Source organism: Pedobacter miscanthi (assembly GCF_032678605.1).
Taxonomy (GTDB): Bacteria; Bacteroidota; Bacteroidia; order Sphingobacteriales; family Sphingobacteriaceae; genus Pedobacter; species Pedobacter miscanthi_A.
Genome location: NZ_JAVTSU010000035.1, coordinates 1 through 21187 on the forward strand (window position 1 = coordinate 1; position 21187 = coordinate 21187).

The 21187-nt window shown below is 40.8% G+C and carries 11 protein-coding genes; 3 read left to right on the forward strand and 8 right to left on the reverse strand.

Annotation, left to right across the window (positions count from 1 at the left end):
- Positions 1–872 precede the first annotated feature (872 nt).
- The 7 genes from R2R28_RS28215 to R2R28_RS28245 form a co-directional block, all read right to left on the reverse strand.
- Positions 873–1898: a LacI family DNA-binding transcriptional regulator gene (locus R2R28_RS28215; protein WP_316829009.1), complete on the reverse strand. Its 1026-nt coding sequence runs from the start codon at positions 1896–1898 to the stop codon at positions 873–875.
- Positions 1899–2065: 167 nt separating this feature from the next.
- Positions 2066–6097, reverse strand: a complete 4032-nt coding sequence (locus R2R28_RS28220) for a two-component regulator propeller domain-containing protein (RefSeq protein WP_316829010.1) — start codon at positions 6095–6097, stop codon at positions 2066–2068.
- Positions 6098–6232: 135 nt separating this feature from the next.
- Positions 6233–7456 carry an acetylxylan esterase gene (locus tag R2R28_RS28225; protein ID WP_316829011.1) on the reverse strand — a complete coding sequence of 408 codons (1224 nt, stop codon included), beginning with the start codon at positions 7454–7456 and terminating at the stop codon, positions 6233–6235.
- Between the two features lie 146 nt (positions 7457–7602).
- Positions 7603–9165: a DUF4832 domain-containing protein gene (locus R2R28_RS28230; protein WP_316829012.1), complete on the reverse strand. Its 1563-nt coding sequence runs from the start codon at positions 9163–9165 to the stop codon at positions 7603–7605.
- Positions 9166–9205: 40 nt separating this feature from the next.
- The gene (locus R2R28_RS28235; RefSeq protein WP_316829013.1) at positions 9206–10429 is read right to left on the reverse strand and encodes a SusE domain-containing protein; all 1224 of its coding nucleotides are present in this window, start codon (positions 10427–10429) and stop codon (positions 9206–9208) included.
- A 72-nt stretch (positions 10430–10501) separates the two neighbouring features.
- On the reverse strand, positions 10502–12148 hold the full coding sequence (locus R2R28_RS28240; protein WP_316829014.1) for a RagB/SusD family nutrient uptake outer membrane protein: 1647 nt from the start codon (positions 12146–12148) through the stop codon (positions 10502–10504).
- 13 nt (positions 12149–12161) lie between these two features.
- A complete protein-coding gene (locus tag R2R28_RS28245; protein ID WP_316829015.1) occupies positions 12162–15155 on the reverse strand; it encodes a TonB-dependent receptor in 2994 nt (997 codons plus the stop codon).
- A gap of 183 nt (positions 15156–15338) precedes the next feature.
- Between R2R28_RS28245 and R2R28_RS28250 the strand changes: the two genes are divergently transcribed.
- Both R2R28_RS28250 and R2R28_RS28255 read left to right on the forward strand, forming a co-directional pair.
- Positions 15339–15635, forward strand: coding sequence for a hypothetical protein (locus tag R2R28_RS28250; RefSeq protein ID WP_316829016.1), 297 nt, complete (start codon positions 15339–15341; stop codon positions 15633–15635).
- 235 nt (positions 15636–15870) lie between these two features.
- A complete protein-coding gene (locus R2R28_RS28255; protein ID WP_316829017.1) occupies positions 15871–16140 on the forward strand; it encodes a hypothetical protein in 270 nt (89 codons plus the stop codon).
- A gap of 23 nt (positions 16141–16163) precedes the next feature.
- Here R2R28_RS28255 and R2R28_RS28260 read toward each other — a convergent pair whose 3' ends face one another.
- Positions 16164–17126, reverse strand: a complete 963-nt coding sequence (locus R2R28_RS28260; RefSeq protein ID WP_316829018.1) for a hypothetical protein — start codon at positions 17124–17126, stop codon at positions 16164–16166.
- Positions 17127–18011: 885 nt separating this feature from the next.
- On the opposite strand from R2R28_RS28260, the gene R2R28_RS28265 reads away from it, so the two are divergent.
- Positions 18012–21167 carry a TonB-dependent receptor gene (locus tag R2R28_RS28265; protein WP_316829019.1) on the forward strand — a complete coding sequence of 1052 codons (3156 nt, stop codon included), beginning with the start codon at positions 18012–18014 and terminating at the stop codon, positions 21165–21167.
- Positions 21168–21187: the final 20 nt, after the last annotated feature.

Consider the following 21187-nt stretch of genomic DNA (forward strand, 5'->3'; position numbering starts at 1 on the left):
CTTAGCTGTTTAAATAGCCTTTGCGTTGATGTACTTCCGCTTAAGTTTTACTGTGTAAGATTATAGGAACAGGCAAGCTTATGTGTAACTTTAATGGCTTATATGGTCAAAATTAAGATGCGAAGGTTCTTACCTGCACAAACCACGGCATTAGACTCAGGTGAGCTAAAGTGTCTAAGGTGGTGATAATACTTTATTTTAATTAACCACCTAAGCCACCTGAGAACATCTTAGCAGTTTAAATAGCCTTTGCATTGATGTACTTTCGCTTAAGTTCTATTGTGTAAGATTATAAGAACATGTAAGCTTATATATAACTTTAATGGCTTATATGGTCAACTAAATTAATAAACCATTGGGTAACTTGCTTTCTACTATATATTCTTCTTTAATCCATATAGTCCTTCTTCTGGTTCGTGAGGACACGAACCAAGGCATTGAACATCTTAGCTGTTCAATAGCATTTGTTGCATCGGTGTAGATTCGTTTAAGTTTTCACCATGTAAGACATATAAGCTTATATGTAACTTAAATGCGTTTTATGGTCAATTAAATTAATAAACCATTGGGTAGCTTGCTTTCTACTATATATTCTTCTTTAATGCATATAGTTCTTATTCTGGTTCATGAGGACACGAATCAAGGCATTGAACATCTTAGCTGTTCAATAGCATTTGCATCGGTGTAGATTCGTTTAAGTTTTCACCATGTAAGACATATAAGAACATATAAGCTTATATGTAACTTAAATGCATTTTATGGTCAATTAAATTAACGAACCACTGGTTAGCTTGCTTTCTATTATATTACCATATGGGTTCGTTAGGACACTAACCAAGGCATTAACGTTATATGATCAAAATTGATAAATCTTAACTTCCCTTTACGGTAGAATTACGGATAATGAGTTCAGCATCAAGGGTCCTGATTAATGGTTTCCATTCCGAAATATCCTTGTCCATTAAGTCTAAAAGAAGTTCCATGGCATTACGGCCAATTTCGCGAACAGGCTGTGCAACAGTGGTAAGGCTGGGTTCGATAAAGTTTGATCCATAATTATCGCTAAAACCGACAACAGCTACATCTTCAGGAATCCGTTTCCCCAGTTGTTTCAGCACCTGTATGGCCTCAATAGCTGTTGGATCGTTCACTGCAAATAAGGCATCGGCCGGATTATCGAGTTCAACCAGATGTTTAACGTACATTTTTACTTTATTCAGGGTAAGATCATAGCCAATGATCAATTCTTCATCTGCAGGGATATTGTGCTTTTTAAGGGCATCGAGATAACCGTTCATTCTTTTACGACTGATTACGAGCGAACCCGGCCCGGCTAAATGCGCTATCCGGCGTTTGCCAATGCTAATTAAATGTTCCACCGCTTTAAAGGCTGCATCGTAATCGTTCACCACCACTTTCGGCACCATCATTTCTTCGCAAACGCGGTTAAAAAACACCACTGGAACACGCTTACGGATAAAGGCTTTCCAATGATCATAATTTAAAGTTTCCTTGGTAAGCGATACCATTACGCCGTCAACACGGTTGGCCAGCATTACTTTTGAATTTGCCACCTCGGTTTCGTAACTCTCGTTACATTGAGAAATCAACACACTGTAACCCTGCCTGGCGGCCTCCTCCTGCGCACCAACTACCACCTGTGGGAAAAAGGAAGTGATAAATTCGGGCAAGACGATTCCGATGGTTTTCGTTTTATTGGTAATTAAACTGATGGAAAGCATATTGCGTTGGTAATCCAGCTTCTCGGCCAGTTCTAAAATCTTTGCACGCGTTTCGGTTTTTACGGATGGATGCCCCGTTAACGCCCTGGAAACTGTAGACTTAGAAATTTTAAGTTCGTTGGCAATATCTACTATAGTGGTTTGGTTACTCTTCATATTCTGGTTCACGATCAAAAAATATCGCACTAATTACTAGCGGCAGGATGGCTAATTATCGAAAATTGGTTACAAGTAAAGCAATTTTAATTAAACTTCAAAGCCGGCAAATCAAATACATATTATCCATAAAATTAAACTATAATCAGGTTAACGATGTCTATTTTTTATCCGGCATCACTCAGATTATATTTTTTCTTAAATTCTGAGGGACTTAACTCAAACTGTTTTCTAAAACAAACGCTAAAATACTTTGCATTGTTAAAACCGGTTTGATAAGCAATTTCGGCTATTGTCAAATCAGAATGTTCGAGCAGATAGGCACTCCTTTTCAACCTGATATTCAAAATAAATTCCTTGATCGACATGCCAACGATATCATTTATCTTCTGATATAAAATAGTCCTGCCTGTATTCATATCCGATACAAAAGCCTCAACAGAATAATTGGTATTGGCCATATTGAGTTCGATAAATTTCATTGCCTTTACCAAAAGCTCTTCGTCCATAGAGGTTATGGTTACATTCGATGGATCCACAACCAATCTTTTACTGTACATTTCTTTCAGTTCTTCCCTGTTTTTCAGGATGGTATCAATCTGCTGCAGCAGGTAATCAACCTCGAACGGTTTATCGATAAATACGGTAGCGCCAGATTCAAGCGCTTTAATTTTATTCTGGTTTTCCTCACCCACGCCAGAAACCATAATAATCGGAATATGACTGGTTTTAAAGTTTTGACGCAAACGGTTACAAACCTCAAATCCATTGGCATTTGGCATCATCAGGTCGGTTATGATCAATTGGGGATTAATTTTTTCGGCTTTGATAATCCCCTCTATTCCATCGCTGGCAGTATAAACATTGTATTTTTCGGATAAGCGGCGTTCTAAATAGGTCCTCATGGTAAGGTCATCTTCTACAAGTAAAAGACTGTTTGATTTCCGTGCATTTTTGATGGCCTGATCGGTTTCTGCAGGCTCCAGCATAATGTCGTCAATTTCCGAAAGGGTATAATCATAAACATTCCACTGCATATCGCCCAAGCTGGCCTCTTTTTTTAGCGGCAACATTATCGTAAAAGATATTTTACTGGTTTTATTTACCATCCAGATTTTACCTTCCATTATATCCAACAGTTCTTTAACTATGGCAAGGCCAAGTCCGGAGCTTTCTTCGAAAGTAGGTCTAAATGATGATAAACGGTTAAAAGAAGTGAACAGGTTTGCTATCTGCTGGTCAGAAAATCCGGTTCCCGTATTTAATACTTCTATAGAAACATAAGCCCTTTCCTGATTAACAGGATCAGTTAATTTCTGTTTTTCTTCATCTGTAGATTCATAAATGCGTACGCCAACATATCCCTTATTTGTAGTATATTTTAATGCATTAGAAAACAGATTGGTCAGGATTTTTTCGACCACATCATAATCAAAGGCAATAGGTAACTGATCGGTATATGCGGTAATATTGGTTTCAATTTCTTTTTTGTTGGCATACAACTCAAAAAGGCCAAATACATCTCGTACGAAACCGATAAAATCTCCCATTTGGGGATTTAAGGTCACCTTTTGACTTTCTATTTGCCTAAAACGCAGCAATTGACTGATGGTTCGCTGTATGCGGGCAACATTTTTTTCGATCAATTGCATGTGCCCTACTGCTTTATGATCGCTTTGTACCATAGTTTCTTTTAACTGTTTAAGCGGCTCGAGTACCAGCGTGAGCGGCGTTTTTAAATCATGAGAGATATTGGTAAAAAAATCGGTTCTGGCCTGGTTCAAGTCGCGCATATTCTGCTCTTTTAGCGTCTCTAACGCCAGCCGTTCTTTAAATACCTTTTTATTGGTATAATACCGCATAATGAAATACAACAAGGCCATTGCAATAGCCGCATAAATAAGATAGGCCCACCAGGAAAGAAAAAACGGTGGATCGACATGTAAATAAAGCCGCGATACTTCATTGCTCCATAAACCATCATTGTTGGCAGCCTTTATTTCGAAGGTATAATTTCCACTGGGAAGATTAAAAAAATGCACTGATCTTTGATTTGAGTTAACCGGCACCCATTTTTCGCCCAATCCCAACATCCGGTAAGCAAACTGATTTTTATCGGCGGATAGATAACTATTGGATGAAAACCTGATTTCTATATTGGATTGTTTACTGGAAAGCCGGATTTTGTCTTTTTCTATACCCACCAACATGGAAATGTCTTTTGATAAGGGCGAATTTTTACTACTTGCGGTTACCTGATTGTTGTTGATGGAAAAGCCTGTAAAAAACACCCGTGGTTTTTGCGGATTTTTATTCAGATAGCCGGGATCAAAAAGAATAAAACCGTTTGTGCCACCAAAAAGCATTTCCCCTTTTTTCGTGCTAAAGGCCGACCGGATGTAAAAAGAACCGCAGCTATTTTCTTTATAAAATCTGGCTTTCTCAAACTTCGCTGTTTTTTGCTCATAATAATACAGGCCATCGCTGGTACTAAACCAAATATTTTTTGAGGCATCATCTTCTAAAATAGCAAATACTGTTTTTGGTGGAAATCCATTTTCGATATTGAAATTGATATAACTGCCGTCTTTTTTTAAAACATTAACTCCCCTGCCCGAGGTACCCAGCCATACATCGCCGTTTGCCTCCTCATAATAACAATTTAGGTGGTTAACGGCATATGGCCCGTTTTTAATAAAATAATGTTTGAGTATTTTCAGGCTGTTTTTATCCACTACAAATAGCCCCTGATGGCTGATCAGGCGAAGATTATTTTGCCTATCAAGGTATAGGGCCTCAATCTCAACGTCCAATGATTTACCATCTGCCCCGATAATTTTAACCATCTCTGTTTCCCCCTGGCTTTTCCGCTTATAAAAAAAGGTTTTATCGGGATCTGTCATCCACCAGGTGCCTTGCTCATCACGTACAAAATCATATATAGCCAGTGGCTGTTTGTTTATGGGTGAGCGAAAATTCAGATCGCTGAATGTTTTCTGCGCCACGTTATAAGATGAAATCCCGCTGTTGAAAGTCGAAATAAACAGCTGCCTTTTTTCCTGATCAAAACGCATCCGTTTAATGTTCGAGTTAAGCGAATTCGCACTTGCTTTTAGATAATATCGGAAAGAGTCGTCTGTCCTGTTCCAATAATTTAATCCAACGCCTTCGGTACCGATCCAGATATTACCCAAGCCGTCTTCCTGAAAGCCACTTACCACAGGGTGGTTAAGCCCACCCGGACTTGGGTTAAAATAACGCACATAGGCATCATAAAGTGAACAATAAGCAATTTTACCCCCATAGGTTCCAATCCATGCACCCTGATCGGGATCGCGATAGATGGTCCATATAGAATTATTCGGCAATGAAAAAGCATCGTTTAAATTCATTTTTAAAAGACTGCTGTGTTCGGTAACCGGATCAAAAAGAAAGAGGCCAGCCTGTGTGGCCACCCATATTATACCAGCCTGATCAAGAAATAATTTCTTCGACATAATGGGCCGGTCTTTAGCCGCAGATACCAGGATATTTTTTTTGATATTTCCTGTAGCATCGGTAATGTAGATGCCTCCTCTTTGGGTAAGAAAATAATATTGGCCATTAAATTCGAGCGCATCAATGGTTATATTGGATAGAGCGCCAAAATCAGCAAATAAAACAAAGCGACGTTTGCTTTTTTCTATCTTGTAAAGCAGGTTTTCCTGGGCAACATAAACGTGGCCATTGAGGCTTATGATGTTATTGAAGTATTTATGGGTTGGCAGGGCCAGTTGTTGGGTTTTCTTATTTTTTTGATCATAGCAGAATACATTTTCACCGGATAACATATACAAATTACCATCATCATTTAAACAGAGCGATCTTATTCTCCCGGGTACAATTAGCTCAAAAGAAAAACGTTCATAGTTAAATTTCATCAGGCCGTGGTTGGTAGCCAGAAAAAGCCGCCCTCCCTTATCGGTAATCAAAGTTCCGTAAGCCCATTTCACTTTTGGATTACTGGCAGATACCACATCATTTAGCTGGTAAAAACTATTCCCGTCATACATAAAAACGGCATCCGGTCCGGTGTACCAGATCCGGCCTAAACTATCTTTTGTAATGCTCTGTATACCGCCATAGTAGGAATTATCGGGCATGAGGTGAAAACGGTACCTGGAAATATCGACCGCAAAAGCAGCTTTAATGAGCAACATGCACAAGCAAAAAGACAAAAGACTGAATTTGCGAAATCTCATAAAACCAAGTGAATCGGGGGATGTTAAAGCCTATAGCCTTGAAAATTACTATAAATATTTGTTTTCTATCATTTTATTGAACATTTAAAACTCCTATTTCAGCTCATGATAATCTGCAAAACGGATAAAATTTTCCCAATCATAAACATTCAGGTCGTGTATGCCCGTTCGTAAATGATAACCGATGAAAGAGTTGATCATTGGCACATTAACAGCCGGTGGCCCAGCACTTAAAGCAAGTTTTTTTCCATAGAGTTTATACACCGGACTGGCATTTACAAGTGAAAGGTAAGATCCACGGGGATCAGCCCATCGATCTTCTACGGCATTGGTGGTGTAAACAGGCCTTGGTGCCATTAAAGCAATCAACATGTGCTGATCAACCGGTAATTCGTTTACCCGGTTGCTGTATTTTTTATAATTGCTGGCAAACCAGTAGCCAAATTGTTTATTAATCAAACTAACGGTTTCGCCATATTGCCTGCGTGAGAGTGATGCGCCGCTGTTTCCGGAGCAACTGCTGAACACCATGGCAAAACGCTGATCTAAGGCTCCTGCCCATAGTGAAGTTTTACCGCCCCTTGAATGTCCTACGATGGCTACTTTACGGGCATCAATATCCTGATCGGTTTCGAAATAATCCATAACCCTGCTGGCTGCCCAGGCCCAGGCGCCAATGGCTTTCATTCCATCATCAAAGTTAAGTTGTTCGGGATAAAGCTGATCTATTACCCCGTGCTGGTAGCTATCTTTTTTATCAGGCGCAGCATCGGCCACATGAAAACTGGCTACGGCATAACCTTTTTCTATAATCATTTCGGCCGGCCAGAATGTACTTTTTACTAAACGGTTGGGATCGGTATTTTTCTTACTCCGGTTATTGATGAGCAAAAAAACAGGTGCCGGTTTTTTTCGGTTGTTAGGGATAAATAATACGATCGGAATAGCCACACTTTTACCCTTGTTCCAAATGTTGATGTTTACCTCTTTTAAACAGGCACGGCCATCCATTGCATTGGTAACTTTACGGGTCAGTTCAAATTTAATGCTATCAAATGCTGCAGGCATTTGCCCATAAACATTTTGCTTAAACAGGGCTACGATTTCGGGCCGTCTTTCGTTTTCCCAGGCTTTTTTACTTTTAACCAACTTACCATCGGTTTTCTGTAGTACGTTGGGTAAGGTATATTGAGGTACCAGATCTTCATCATAATTAACGGTCTCCCCCATAAAAAGATCTGTTTTTATTTGGGCCCGGGCCTGAAACAGAACCATTTCTATAGAAAGCATAAGGACCAGTAAGGTGATTTTTTTCATAACGCCTGTTTGCATGGTAAGGTTAAAATAGATCATATAGCTGGAACAACCGGGAACGTAAGGGAGAAATCTTTAAACTTTTTTAATTACATCCAAAGATCTCTCCACTCTGCGTTGCTTCGGTCGAGAGGACGAATTTTATTTATTTATTTCACATTCACATTCATCAGTTTCAACCAGCCATCGGTAGTAATATCACCATTAACCGCGAGTTTTATACCCGGCAGGTTATCTTTTGTGGTATCGATAATTGCTACTGCCCAGGTGTAGGTTCCGGCTGGTACATTTACATTTGTTTTTAAAGTGTAAGATGCCGGCTGATTTTTAAGCCATGCGGAAGGTTCGGCAGAGTTATCTATAAAAAGTTTTTTCACTGCATTGCTCCCATCAAGAAGGGCAAAAGCTACTTTATATTTATAATTCCACTGTGGGATGTTGTTTGGAAAATAACCCCAGCCCATGTTTCGCCAACGGTGTGTAATGGTGGTTTCTGCCCCACTATTTATACTTTCGGGCAGGTATACCTGATCGGGATATAACCGATAACCGCCTTCTGAAATAAAACGCTGACATAGGTTAAATGATTTTGTAAACCAGGTTTCAATATCGCCAATACGGAAATCCATCATATTTACAGCTGCCTCTGCCGAGCTATCAAACTCACCCTGACGCACATCTTCGGGATGGCCCTCCCGGTACTTTCCACTAGGATCGATCCAATAACGGTGTGTACCACTTGTGATCCAGCCACCTTCCATCACAATGGGGCGTTTAAAATTCCAGCTTTTTGCAAAGTTCTTTTCCCAACTTTGATAATAATCTGTCATCCCAAATGCATCCTGCCGAAGACTGTACCCTTTTTTAATGGCCATTTCTAATAAACGGGTACTGTTGGGATTTACACTCCCCCCACTGGCAGGGTCGGCAATTAAACGATGGTATGTCATTAATAAAGGCACCTTTGTAAAACTCTTCGAATAGAGCGTTGTTATCCAATCCATTACCTCTTCTTTAAGCTTTTCGGTACTGGCAACCGTTGCCTTAGATGGATCTTCATAAATAACACCATGTCCTTCTCCCCATTTCCCAAGGCCATAACCATCAACAAATGCCGTGTGCTTAGGGTCGTTAAAATCTTCTGCCAAGGCCTGAATAAATTTGGCGTAGTATTGTTGAAAAACAGGATCCTGGGGATAAGGAGACTTCCGTTCGGGAAATTTACTATCTACAACATAATATTTGGCTCCTGCATCAATTACAAACTGTGGGGTATTTAAACCTTGATCCTGCCCGTCTGCTACAAAACGGAAAGCAATTGGCAAACCTCTGCTTTCGGCGCCTTTAATCATCTTATAAATTGCAGAATTTGGATTCCTCCAAGCGTAAACCCCATCTGCCGGATTAAAAGTTGCCCAATTGGTACGGATGTAACAAGCTGAAGCATAATCTATTGCTTTCACTTTTTTCCCTAAATCGGGCACATAATATTCGGTATCCCAATAAGATGCTAAACCTGAGCCTGAACCATACATCACCCATCCGTTTAAAGGGTTGCGGAACATGGTGCTTCTGTTGTACATCGGTTTTACAAGTGTGCCTTCGGCGGTTGTAACATCTACCTCCTCATTTTTTTTACAGGCAAAAACCATGATGCATAATAAGGCCACTAATGTTTGTGAAACCAGATTTTTATAATTTAACTTTTTCATTTTAATGAGTTTTAAAAAATTAACATGCTGTTAAAATTATTTACCGTTTTTCGGCCAGGACTGTCATATTGCGCAGATCGAAAATTAGCGTATTGGTACCCGATGGAATGGTGTAATAGGAGTTGCGCTGTGCACTTGTTGATCCACCAGATAGGCTCGCTACCGTTCCCTGCACTAGGGTAAGTTCCTGCAGCGCCCCCGTAGCTGTTAACGGGCAGCTAAATGCGTAAGCCAGGTTTTTATTGTTATCTGTTCCACCATACACGATAAATTTGGTTTTACCTACCTTGCCACCGGTATAAACCAGTATCTGCGGATCGGCTAAACTAACTTTACAATCCATTTTAATCGGGTTTCCGAAACTGTTGATTGCGCCATGCATCCACAACTCGCTTACTGTGGTGGTTTGTGCTACGCCGCCATCTCCGTTCCATGTTACCACTTTTGGGGAAAGCGCCTGTGCCGGCGAATAAATGGTAGCAGTAGCTTTTTGCATATTTACCACAACACGGTATTGTCCGGCAGATTCTATTTTCCATGAGAAAGCTGTTTCTCTCATTTTAATGCCAATGGCGGTACCATCATTTAAGGTTGTACCGGCATCGGCTGAAGCAATGTAATTGGTGGCACCGCTATATTCTACAGGAATTTGCAGCTCGCCCGGCTGGAGATTGAGCACATAGGCATATTGATTGAGGTTTTCCAATGTTTTTGGCATTTCTACCTTGCTTAGTCCCGGCACTGCACTTCCGCCTAAAAACACTTTATCGGCATCAAACACCACCGTTCTAATCGGCGTTACATTCACCTGAACGGTACGTACTTCCGGCGCCTCAAAAGTAGCACCACCCTCCCATTGGGCTACCACCCTAAATTCGACGGTAAAAGATTTATTTGTGGGTATGCCCCATTTTTGGTTCGCCCAGTTCTGTAACTGTTCAGAAGTAAAACTACGGCTTAATGTTCCGTCATCTTCATAGTTCATAATTGCCGTGGATGACCCGAAGTTATTGCCTACTATATCCAGCTTGGTGGTGTAAGAAACCAGGTGATCATCTGATTGTGGCCTGGCCGGTTTCCAGTTAAAGGTGATGATATTTTTGGAGAGGTTATTTTCATCGAGCGTTATACTTGCAGATGAAGTGGTAAGGGCCATTTGTTCCTGTACTTTTTCAATGTCATTAATCCCCTTTTTGCAGGCGGCAAAACCAATCAAGAGGAAAAGCAAAGGCCACGTTTTATATAAATATTTTATTTTTTTCATCGTTTCATTATAGCGTAAGTAGTTATTTACTCAGTTCTATTCCATTTCAATGGGCAGATTGCAGGGTCGTTATTATTTACCGTAACCTGGATTTTGTGGAAATGGGGCATCACGGTTAGCATCTATAATCGCCTGCGGAACAGGCCACAAAGTGTGATAATCCATCATTTTATCCTTGATTGCGGTGTTGTACATTTTTACACGATCGACCAGTTTATTGGTGCGTAACAGGGTAAAACGACGGGTTTCTTCACCCACCAGCTCGCGGATGCGTTCATCGAGCAGGAAATCGATGGTCATTTGACCTGCTGTAACTACCGAAGCACCAGCACGTTTACGCACTTCATTTACGGCATCGGCTGCTTTTGCCGTATTCCCCTGCCCTAAATAAGCTTCTGCAAGCAAAAGGTAGGTTTCTGCCAAACGGAACTTCATGCGGTCTTTATAACTTCCTGTTAGGCTCAGGTTTTCTGCACGACCATAGAAGAATTTGGTAATGGCCGGGTTTAAGGTTTTCGTTGAGAACCAGGTTTGCTCCGTTATACTGGCCTTTTTACCAAATAATGAAGTTTCGGCAGGATTGTTATAATACCAGCTGCGTTTGATATTATAATTTGAGTTTCGGATATCCGATCCCTCAAAAATCCCCGTAACGTTGCCTGTTGCATTGGTTCCTGTTGTACCCACCCACCATTTCATTGGTGTAAGCTGGGCCAAACCACGCCCGCCTAAACTATCGGCTAAAACAAAACCGGTAATACCCGAATAATTGGGAATCCAGGCCCTTCGTGTCCAGTCATCAGAATTGGTACCGCCGCCAATCGTATTAAACTCAAACTGCAAAACCCAGATGCTTTCTTTATTGGCATTTTTAAGCCTGTTTTGATTATTTTCAACAAAAAGATCGCTGAATACATCGCCGGCTTTATCTTTAGCAGCACCAAAACGCGTTTTCATCAAACTGTAATAACCACTGTTAATTACGGCCAAAGCGGCCTGTTCTGCAGGTACATATTCTTTATTTAACAGGTACATTTCGCTTAATAAATGATACGCAGCCCATTTGGTCAGTTTTCCGTCTTTTACCTGATCGGGATTTGCGGGCAGGTACTGGCTTGCAAATTTTAAGTCATCGATAATATGCCCCATTACCTCTGCTTTTGGTGTACGGGTAAAATTGAGTTTAAAATCATAGAGTATGGTTTCCACATAGGGCACATCTCCATATAGGTAAACCAGCGTACGGTAAGCATAAGCCCGGAAAAAACGGGCCTCAGCCTGAAAACGTTCTTTATCTGTTGGGCTATCCCAATTGGTATTTTTTTCAGAATACACCAGCATTAAATTGGCCGATGAAATTAAACTGTAAGCCCAGTTCCAATAGCTGTTTACAAACCGCTCTGATGAGGTAAGGGTAAGGTTTGCAAAGGGAAGTAAAGATGCATCGCTGTTGATTACATCGGCAATATCGGTAGCAGCCTGCAAAGCCTCATATGGGCAGGCGCCATTATGGATATAAGCACCGCCCTCTCCAAAAGTATTATATTCTGAACGGGTTAGTGCATATAAACCCGCGCTACCTACTTCAAAACCATAGGTACTGGTATAAGTATTGGTTGGTGCAAGTTCTGTTTTTAGATCCTCTACAAGAAACTTTTTACAGCCACTTATCGAAACTAAAATAAGCAGTGCCACACCTGTTTTTATGATATTTTTCATGTTGTTGTATTGCTTAGAAATTTACATTTAAACCGAACATGTAAGAACGGGCGGTAGGATAAGAAGCCATCCAGGTATTGTCGTAATTGAGTACCTGCCTGATATTTGAAAAGGTATCGAGGTTATTTACGCTCACATTTACATCAATTGTGCTCAGGCCAACTTTTTGGGCGAGTTCTTTCCCAATCCTGTATCCAAGGGTAATATTTTTGACCTGCACATAAGAAACTTTTTTGTAGTACCCATGGCCGAAACTATTGGTATATCCCGGGGAAACGATGGTTGCACCGGGATTTTCTGGCGTCCAGTAATTGGCATTGTGTACGTAATTGGTTACACCAAATGTCCAGGCACCGATATTGGCCATATTATCATCACGCCAAACACCGAATACCCCGGTTAACAAGGCCGATAAGTAAAAACTTTTATAACTCAGCCTGTTGCTTAAAGAGGCAGTGTAACCCGGCATTTTAGAACCGATCACTTTTCTATCTTTCGAATCGATTAGACCATTTCCGTCAACATCCTCTAATTTTGCCGATCCGGCAGCTGCACCCGATTGTCCGGTATAGTTTTCTCCTTTTTGCCAGATACCGATCATGTTGTAATCATAAAAAACCCTTAGCGGTTTTCCAATAAACCAGTTGTTGTTTACATCATCAAGCCCATCACCCCTTAACTCCACAATCTTATCGCGGTCCAAAGAGAAAACGGCGGTACTGTTCCATTTAAAGTTTTTCGTATCAATGTTCAGCGAGTTCAATGTTACCTCAAAACCTTTGTTCTGGGTTTGCCCAATGTTATCCCAAATCCTGTTATAGCCATTCATAATGGGTACCGTACGGATCATTAAGAGGTCTTTTGTGTTGGATAGGTAAGCATCAACTGTTCCGCTCAAACGGTTTTTAAAAAACTGGAAATCGATACCAATATTTTTGGTGTAGGTAGTTTCCCATTTCAGGTTCGGATTACCGATACCATCACCAGCGAGATAAGCTGTATTTACGGCTGTTCCGCCATCGCCCCAGATATATTTTACGTTCGAATACAGACGATCGAGTGTTCTATAAGCCGTTATGGCCTGGTTACCGTTTGCGCCATAAGAAACCCTGAGTTTTAACAGGTCGATCCAGTTTGCGTGATCTTTAACAAAACTTTCTTCGCCAATATTCCAGGCTAGAGCAGCAGATGGGAAAAAAGCATATTTATTGTTTTCTCCAAATACCGAAGCACCATCGGTACGGCCGGTAAAAGTGGCGATATATTTACCTTTAAAAGAATAATTGATACGGCCCATGTACGACAGAAGTGCTGTTTCTGATAAGCTGGAAGACATGGCGAGGTTACGCGCCGCCGTACTCATCATATAATAGCTGGTATTATCGGTTACAAAACCCTCACCACTTTGAGCGGTGCCCACGCTTTTGGTCTGCTGCATACTGAATAACCCGGTGGCATCAAAACGGTGATCGCCGATCGTTTTTTCATATTTAAGTACATTTTCCCAGGTATAATCATTGTAATGACCGTTGTTGATGCTGGCCTTTCCGCCAACCAAACCAGCCTGCTCCCTCCCGTCGAAGGTATCGCGACCATAATAGGTTCCGGTAAAGCTGCTTCGATAATTATAACCTAAGTTAGATCTTAGCGACAGGCCTTTCAGTGGCAGTTTAATATCGGCATATCCCGTAAGGAAAAAGTTCCGGTTAATCCTGTCCTGATCTGCATTTACGTTACGCATCGGGTTAACAATAAGCGAATACTCCATAGGTTCGGGAACATAATAACCCGCAGCATCTTTATATTTTCCGTAAGGGCTCTGCTTAATGGCATGTTCGATATTCGGGGTTACCCCACCATCGTTTCTTTGAGAAAACTGTGTTCCGATACCGATAGTTAACCAGTTATTGAAAGTTTGATCGATATTGGCAGTAATATTCAACCTCGAAAGTTTAGAATTATAAACCACTCCATCTTGTTGCAGGGAAGATGCCGCTGCCATATATTTTGTGCTTTCCGTTCCGCCATTAATGCTTACCTGATGATCCATGGTAAGGCCTCTCCTGAAAATGTAATCCTGCCAGTTATTGGTAATACCGTTTTTATAATTTTCACGTTCGGATACACTCAGGATATTTCCGGCAATGGGATCGAGCTGATCGCCAGTATAGCCTGATTTTAAACGGCCAATATCTTGTTTGAACCTGATAAATTCGTTCGGCCCCATTACATCAATGCGTTGCATCGGTTCGGCAAAACCAATCTGGCCTTTGTACGAAACCTGTGCTTTGCCCAACATGCCTCTTTTGGTCTGGATCAGGATTACCCCGTTAGAACCACGCGAACCATAAATGGCTACCGCCGAGGCATCTTTTAAAATGGTCAGGTTTTCGATGTTGTTGGGGTCTAAATCAACCAGTGATCCACTATATGGAATGCCGTCCAAAACAATTAACGGCGAGTTATTGGCAGACAGTGAATTTTCGCCACGGATAAGCAGGCTTTGATCCTGCCCGGGTGCGGCATTACCTGTGGTAATATTGAAACCGGCCACCTGCCCAACCAGGCGGTCCATTAAGTTAGGTGTAGAAACCATGTTTAACTGGTCTTTTCCAACTACGGCCAGGCCACCGGTTAAATCTTTCTTTTTGGCTGTACCATATCCCACAACCACTACTTCATCTAACTGTTTATCGCCAGCCATTTTAACATTTATGGTTCCTGAAGGGTTTACTTTTACTTCCTGGTTGTTAAAGCCGATATAGGAAAAAACCAGTATCGCAGATGGAGTGGCCTGCAGGTTATAATTTCCTTCGCCATCGGTAGAAGTACCGGTATTGTTTCCTTTTACACGAACGGAAACACCTACGAGCACTTCGCCCTTCTCATCGGTAACTTTTCCTTTAATTTTAATAAGATCCTGTGCATAACTCATACTCGCTGCAAATAAGAGCAGTGCAAAAGCCATGAGGTAGCCTTTAAGCTTGATGTGTATTTCTTTTATCATTTAGATTTATATTGGTTAGTATTTAGTTTAATGGTTTTCTTCGCCTTCATCCCGTATTCGAAATGAAGATTGTTTGTTGATTTTTTTCTATAGGCGCTTATTTAAGGGTTAAACTTTTCTTTTATTGGCTTTAAATCCGAAACACAAGTGACACTGGGGTCTTCCACCTAAACCTGTAATTTTATGGCTTTGGTTGCAAAAGGCTACGGGCTAATTAAGGTATCGGTAGATCACATTTTGATTAGTGCAAAAAGTAAGATTGCTGTGCTCGTTGCCTGTAAAATTGGTGTTTCAGGGATATGCTGTTTGTTAGGTACATCCAAAATAATCAGTTGTAAAATGCTCATCGTTGGTTTGGTATTATATCTGGTTATCACAAAACTAGGCCTAAACACCATTGCAGAGGGTTCGTTTTTGTACGGAAATGGTTTGCTTTTGTACAAAATGATACAGATTTCCATAATACAGCTCGCCAGATGATTTGTCTCTTAGCTTATTATAAATCTTTCCTTAATTGTGGCAATGATTTTTGAAGACTCCCAGCTCAGCAGTTTTGCTTTTTCTGAGCTTAATCATTTTCGGAGCTGCACAAAATCCAAGTCGACAGGAACTTAACAACGCCTTAATCTTAAGTAAACATGGATTGGGTAATTTACAAATGCATTTGCTTACCGGTAATGCGGCAGGCAACAGGACTTCAACAAAACATGGAGCTATGAAACAGCAAACCAGAACAATCCCGGGAAAACTTGTAGATTTTGATTATAGCCGTTACAGGCTTCCAACATTTGTGATGCAATTTAAACCTTGTGTTTATCAGGATGGGGATTGCTATTATGCCGTACTCTCTTTCGAAGAGGAAAATGACCTTTCAGGCCTTGGAACTACTCCCGAAGATGCGCTAATAGACTGGAATGATAAAGTTTGTGAAATGCTGGCCTTATCGGGCCCATTGCGTGCTGCACTGGAAGAAAAAAACAAGTAGCATACAAAGTCTATATTGCAAATTTAAGCAGGAGAATCCAGCACCATTTTACTCCATCCTTCCGCATCGGCTTTGCCAAAGCCATCCTTATTTTCCAATAATTTCTTTTTAAATCTGGAACTGTACACCCAGCAGGTGCTCTGCCGGATATCGAGCAGTTCTGCAAGTTTATAGGAGGATATTTTGCCTTTTGTATTGTACACCAGAATCAACATGTAAAAGGCTTTGTTGATCAGGATTTTGGAATTATGAAAAATGGTGTTAACCGTGGCCGATTCATCGTAACCACATTTGGTACAACGCCTGCCGTATGGGGTTTGGCCAGCAAGAAAAGTCTCATTGCTACACCTGATACAAGAATAACCTTTATTCCATTTCAGTCTGGCAATGTATTTAAGGATGGCATCTTTGTCCGGATATATTTTACTAAATGATTCAAAATCTTCGAATTTTGACAAAACAGGCATCTTTACATCTTTTTCAACCACTTTGCTTATCCCGTTTGTCTCTTTTTCTAGCATCTCATTCATGATCAAAATTTCTTCCTTTAGTTTTTCAATGATCTCCATACTTTTTTTCAGTTCGAGATTATGGTCTGCTAAAAGAGCTGAAAGTTCTGCGTTAATTACCGCATGGTGTTTATCATTAACCTGCATCTGTGCGATAAGCTGCTCCTGTGCCAGGTTTTCCTTTATCCCCTGCTTTCTTATCCTGTTTCTTACCATGAAAAACAGCATGATCATTTCTATAATAAAACAAATACCTAAACCGCAATATACCAGGGCAGCGTAAGGAATAATGACCACGGTGTTTCCCGATTCCAAAACCTGATCAGCCAGCTGGTCATCCATTTTTAAGTGCATCCATGCAGCAGTTGTAATATTGGGTAATAGAAATAGTGATACTGCTATCCGCCACGGTAAAGAAAAATAGTAAGGTAAGGATTTTTTAGCCTGATTGAACGGCGCGATATACTTTTGGAACATCAAGGTTTTTGATTGGTCGATGTTATTATACTTACATTATGTGTAATCGCCAATTTTCGAAACCATAAATACACCATTTCTTCAGTCAGCATAGCATTTCAAACGATTGAAAAAATGAACATTCGCTTTTAACTGCCTTATCCCGGGTAAAAAGACCAATGTGCTTCTTTTATACGTATAACACAGTTTTAGAAACCAGCCACCCTTTTTCACCTCTACAACAGTCCTTTTTAAATGTTTTCTTATCGTATTATCAAGATTCAAACAAATACATCGATACAAGGCCAAAATGCCCGAATAAGCCCATCTAACGTTGAGTATTAAACGCATTACGGCTAAATTTAATTGTTTTTTCATCGCTTAGCGCATTCTGCACCCTGTTGAGATTATCATTTCATTAGAATAGATTTACATCAACCAAATCAAACACTAACCAAATAAATCATGATCACAATACCTTCCTGCGAATGGTTAAAACCATTACGTATGTAAAAGCTTCTCTTATTTCGCTGCTTAATTTATAATGATAACCACATTTAACATGTAGCGGAAAACAATTAACCAAATTCCAAACCAAACTTAAAAACAAATTGCATGAAAAAACTTAGACTTATTCTTACCTAACGGCAAGTCCGAAATTCATTTTTTCATTTGAGGTAAATTAATCAATTCGCCAGGTGAAAACTATTGCCAAAAATTTAACGAATAATTACTCATTAAACATTTTCTAAATTATTATGATTTTAAATTATCTTATAATTTACAGTCCGGGGCGTTTACAAAATTCTTTGAAAAACGATGACTAGCGCTCATAAAAGACTACTGTTACGTACAGTACATATTTCCTTTTTACTTTTTTTAATGATCATAAGCGCCCAAAATACCATGGCGCAAGACCTTGTTAAGGTAAGGGGTACGGTAAAAGATAGCGTAGGTGGCTTACCTGGCGTAAATATCAGTGTTGTGGGTACAAAAATAGGTACAGCAACTGATGGTGACGGAAATTTCAGGATTGAGATGCCAGGATCAGGCACCCTGCTAATTTCTTCTACGGGTTTTGTAACCCAAAAATTCGACCTCAAAAAGTTTAAGCCTGGTGCGAATGGAACCTATGTGGTTAATACAACCCTGGTACCTGATGAAAATTCGCTTACCGAAGTTACCGTGGTTGGCTTTGGCACGCAAAAGAAAATAAGCATGGTAAGTGCTGTAACCACCATTAACCCCAAAGCCTTAAAAGGCCCAACCAGTAACTTAACCCAAATGCTGGCCGGAAGAATTGCAGGGATAATCGGCTATCAAAGCGGTGGTGAACCAGGCGCCGATAATGCTTCTTTCTTTGTACGGGGATTGGGATCATTTGGAGCAGGAAAAGTAGATCCGCTGATTTTGATAGATGGTGTAGAATCTTCACAAAACGACCTTGCCCGTTTACAGGCAGATGATATTGCCAGCTTTTCGGTATTAAAAGATGCAACAGCTGCTGCCGTTTATGGCGCCCGCGGTGCAAATGGTGTAATTCTCGTTAAAACCAAAGAGGGTGAACCCGGAAAAACCAAGTTCACTTTCCGTTCGGATAATACCATATCAGGGAATACGGAGAATTTGAAGTATGCAGATAATATCACTTATATGACGATGGCCAATGAGGCTGCTTTAACCCGGAATCCTTTAAATCCACTACCCTATTCTCAAACCAAAATAGATCGTACGGCATCCGGAACGGCGAATCCATATTTATATCCCGACAACGACTGGATTAAACAGGTAATTAAAGATTATACCTACAACCAGCGGTTTAACATGAGTGTTACCGGTGGTGCTGATAAGGCCAATTATTATGTGGCAGGAACCTATAATGTAGATAACGGGATTTACAACGTGGATAAACTGAATAATTTTAACAGTAATGTTAAACTGATCAACTATTCCATCCGATCTAACGTTACCCTGAATTTTACCAAAACAACAAGGGCCGATTTCAGGGTTTATGGTCAGTTCGACGATTATAACGGACCTCTCGGAAGTGGAAAGGATGTTTTTCAGCGGGCCATGTTCGCCAATCCGGTAAACTTTCCAATGCGTTTCCCGGCTGATTATGCACCCAGGATAAAACACGTCCTGTTTGGTAATGCCGTGGTACAATCTGTTCCAGGCTCCATTATAGGAGGTAATTTGTACGTAAATCCTTATGCCGATTTGGTAAGAGGCTATCGCCAGTCTAACACCTCCAACCTGCAGCCACAGGTAGAGGTTAACCAGGATCTGAAAGGCATTATACCCGGCTTAAAAGCGCGTTTTATGGGTTATGTACAGCGTACCAGCTCCTATAGCGTTTCTCGTGGCTACAATCCATTTTATTATAGTGCCAACTCTATAGATGGAAACAACATTACCTTAACAGAAATTAACGGTGGCGGTCCGCAAAGTGTAGGCGTAGTAGGCAGCGATTACCTGAGCTATGCCGAAGGCAGCAAGGATATTAAAGCGGTACTCTACTCTGAAGCAGCCATAAACTACAACCAGATCTTTAAAAAGAACTCGGTAAGCGGCATGTTGGTAGGTATTTTGCGTAATTCACTTTCCGGTAATGCGGGTAGTTTGCAAAACTCGCTCCCTAAACGTAACGTCGGTTTATCAGGAAGGCTTACTTATGGATATGACGACAGGTACCTGACCGAATTTAATTTCGGGTATAATGGAACGGAAAGGTTCGATAAGAAAAACCGTTTTGGCTTTTTCCCTTCAGTTGGTTTGGGTTATGTATTAACCAACGAAAAGTTTTTTAAACCGTTAACCAATGTGGTAAGCTTGCTTAAATTCAGGGCATCCTACGGTTTAAACGGAAACGACCAGATTGGACGTGATGAAGACAGGTTCTTTTACCTCTCTAATGTAGATCTGAACAATGGCCCTGGTGCTTCCTTTGGTGAAGATCCTGCAACGGCATATTCCAGAAACGGAATTTTGATATCCAGGTATGCAAACCCACAGATTACCTGGGAAGAATCCAGACAACTTAACCTCGGGATGGACATATCGTTATTTAACGCGGTAAATATTACCATTGATGCCTACAAAAAAAGGACGTCGAATATCCTGCAAGTAAGAAGCGGCATCCCTACCACCATGGGCTTATTGGCCGCTGCCAGCGCCAACGTAGGTATTTCGGAAAGTAAGGGTGTCGATTTTCAGACAGATTACAGTAAATCATTTAAAAATGGCTGGGTACAGTTTAGGGGTACTTTTACCTATGCAACCAATAAAATTATAAAATATGATGAGCCTACCTATCCTGCAAGTTTAGCCAATCTATACCGCGTTGGGCATTCATCTGCCGAAATGATGGGTTACATTGCCGAGCGTTTATTTACCGATGATGTTGAAGTAGCCAATTCGCCGAGCCAGGTTGCTTTAGCCGGCAATACGCCTGTAAGGGGTGGCGATATCAAATACAGGGATGTTAACCGCGATGGTATAATTAATGCTGATGACAGGGTATTTATGGGGCTGCCCAACACGCCTGAAATTACTTATGGTTTTGGTTTCTCTGCTTCCTATAAAACATTCGATATCAGCGCACAGATGCAGGGAAATGCACGGATTGCATTTTTCGTAAACAGTGGCGGTTTTAATACCGACGACCTGAGTAAAAGCGGTATCGCACCATTTTTGCAGATAGGTGGTTACCAAACAGGGCTGCTACAGTCTGTTGCCGATAATCACTGGTCAGAAGATAGCCGCAATTCTTATGCTTTTTTCCCACGCTTAAGCAGCACACCTACCCCAAACAACTATGTTAATTCGAGCTGGTGGTTACGCAATGGCGCTTTTTTACGCCTGCAACAGGTAGAGCTCGGTTTTACTCCAAAGGCCAGGTTCAGGCAAAAATTAGGACTGGCTAACTTACGGATATATGCCAGCGCCCGGAACCTTTTCGTAATGAGCAAATTCAAGTTATGGGATCCCGAAGTGCGTGGAAATGGATTGGATTACCCGTTACAACGCGTGTACAACTTAGGTGTTAACATAGGTCTTTAACCTTGATATAATTAAGAAGA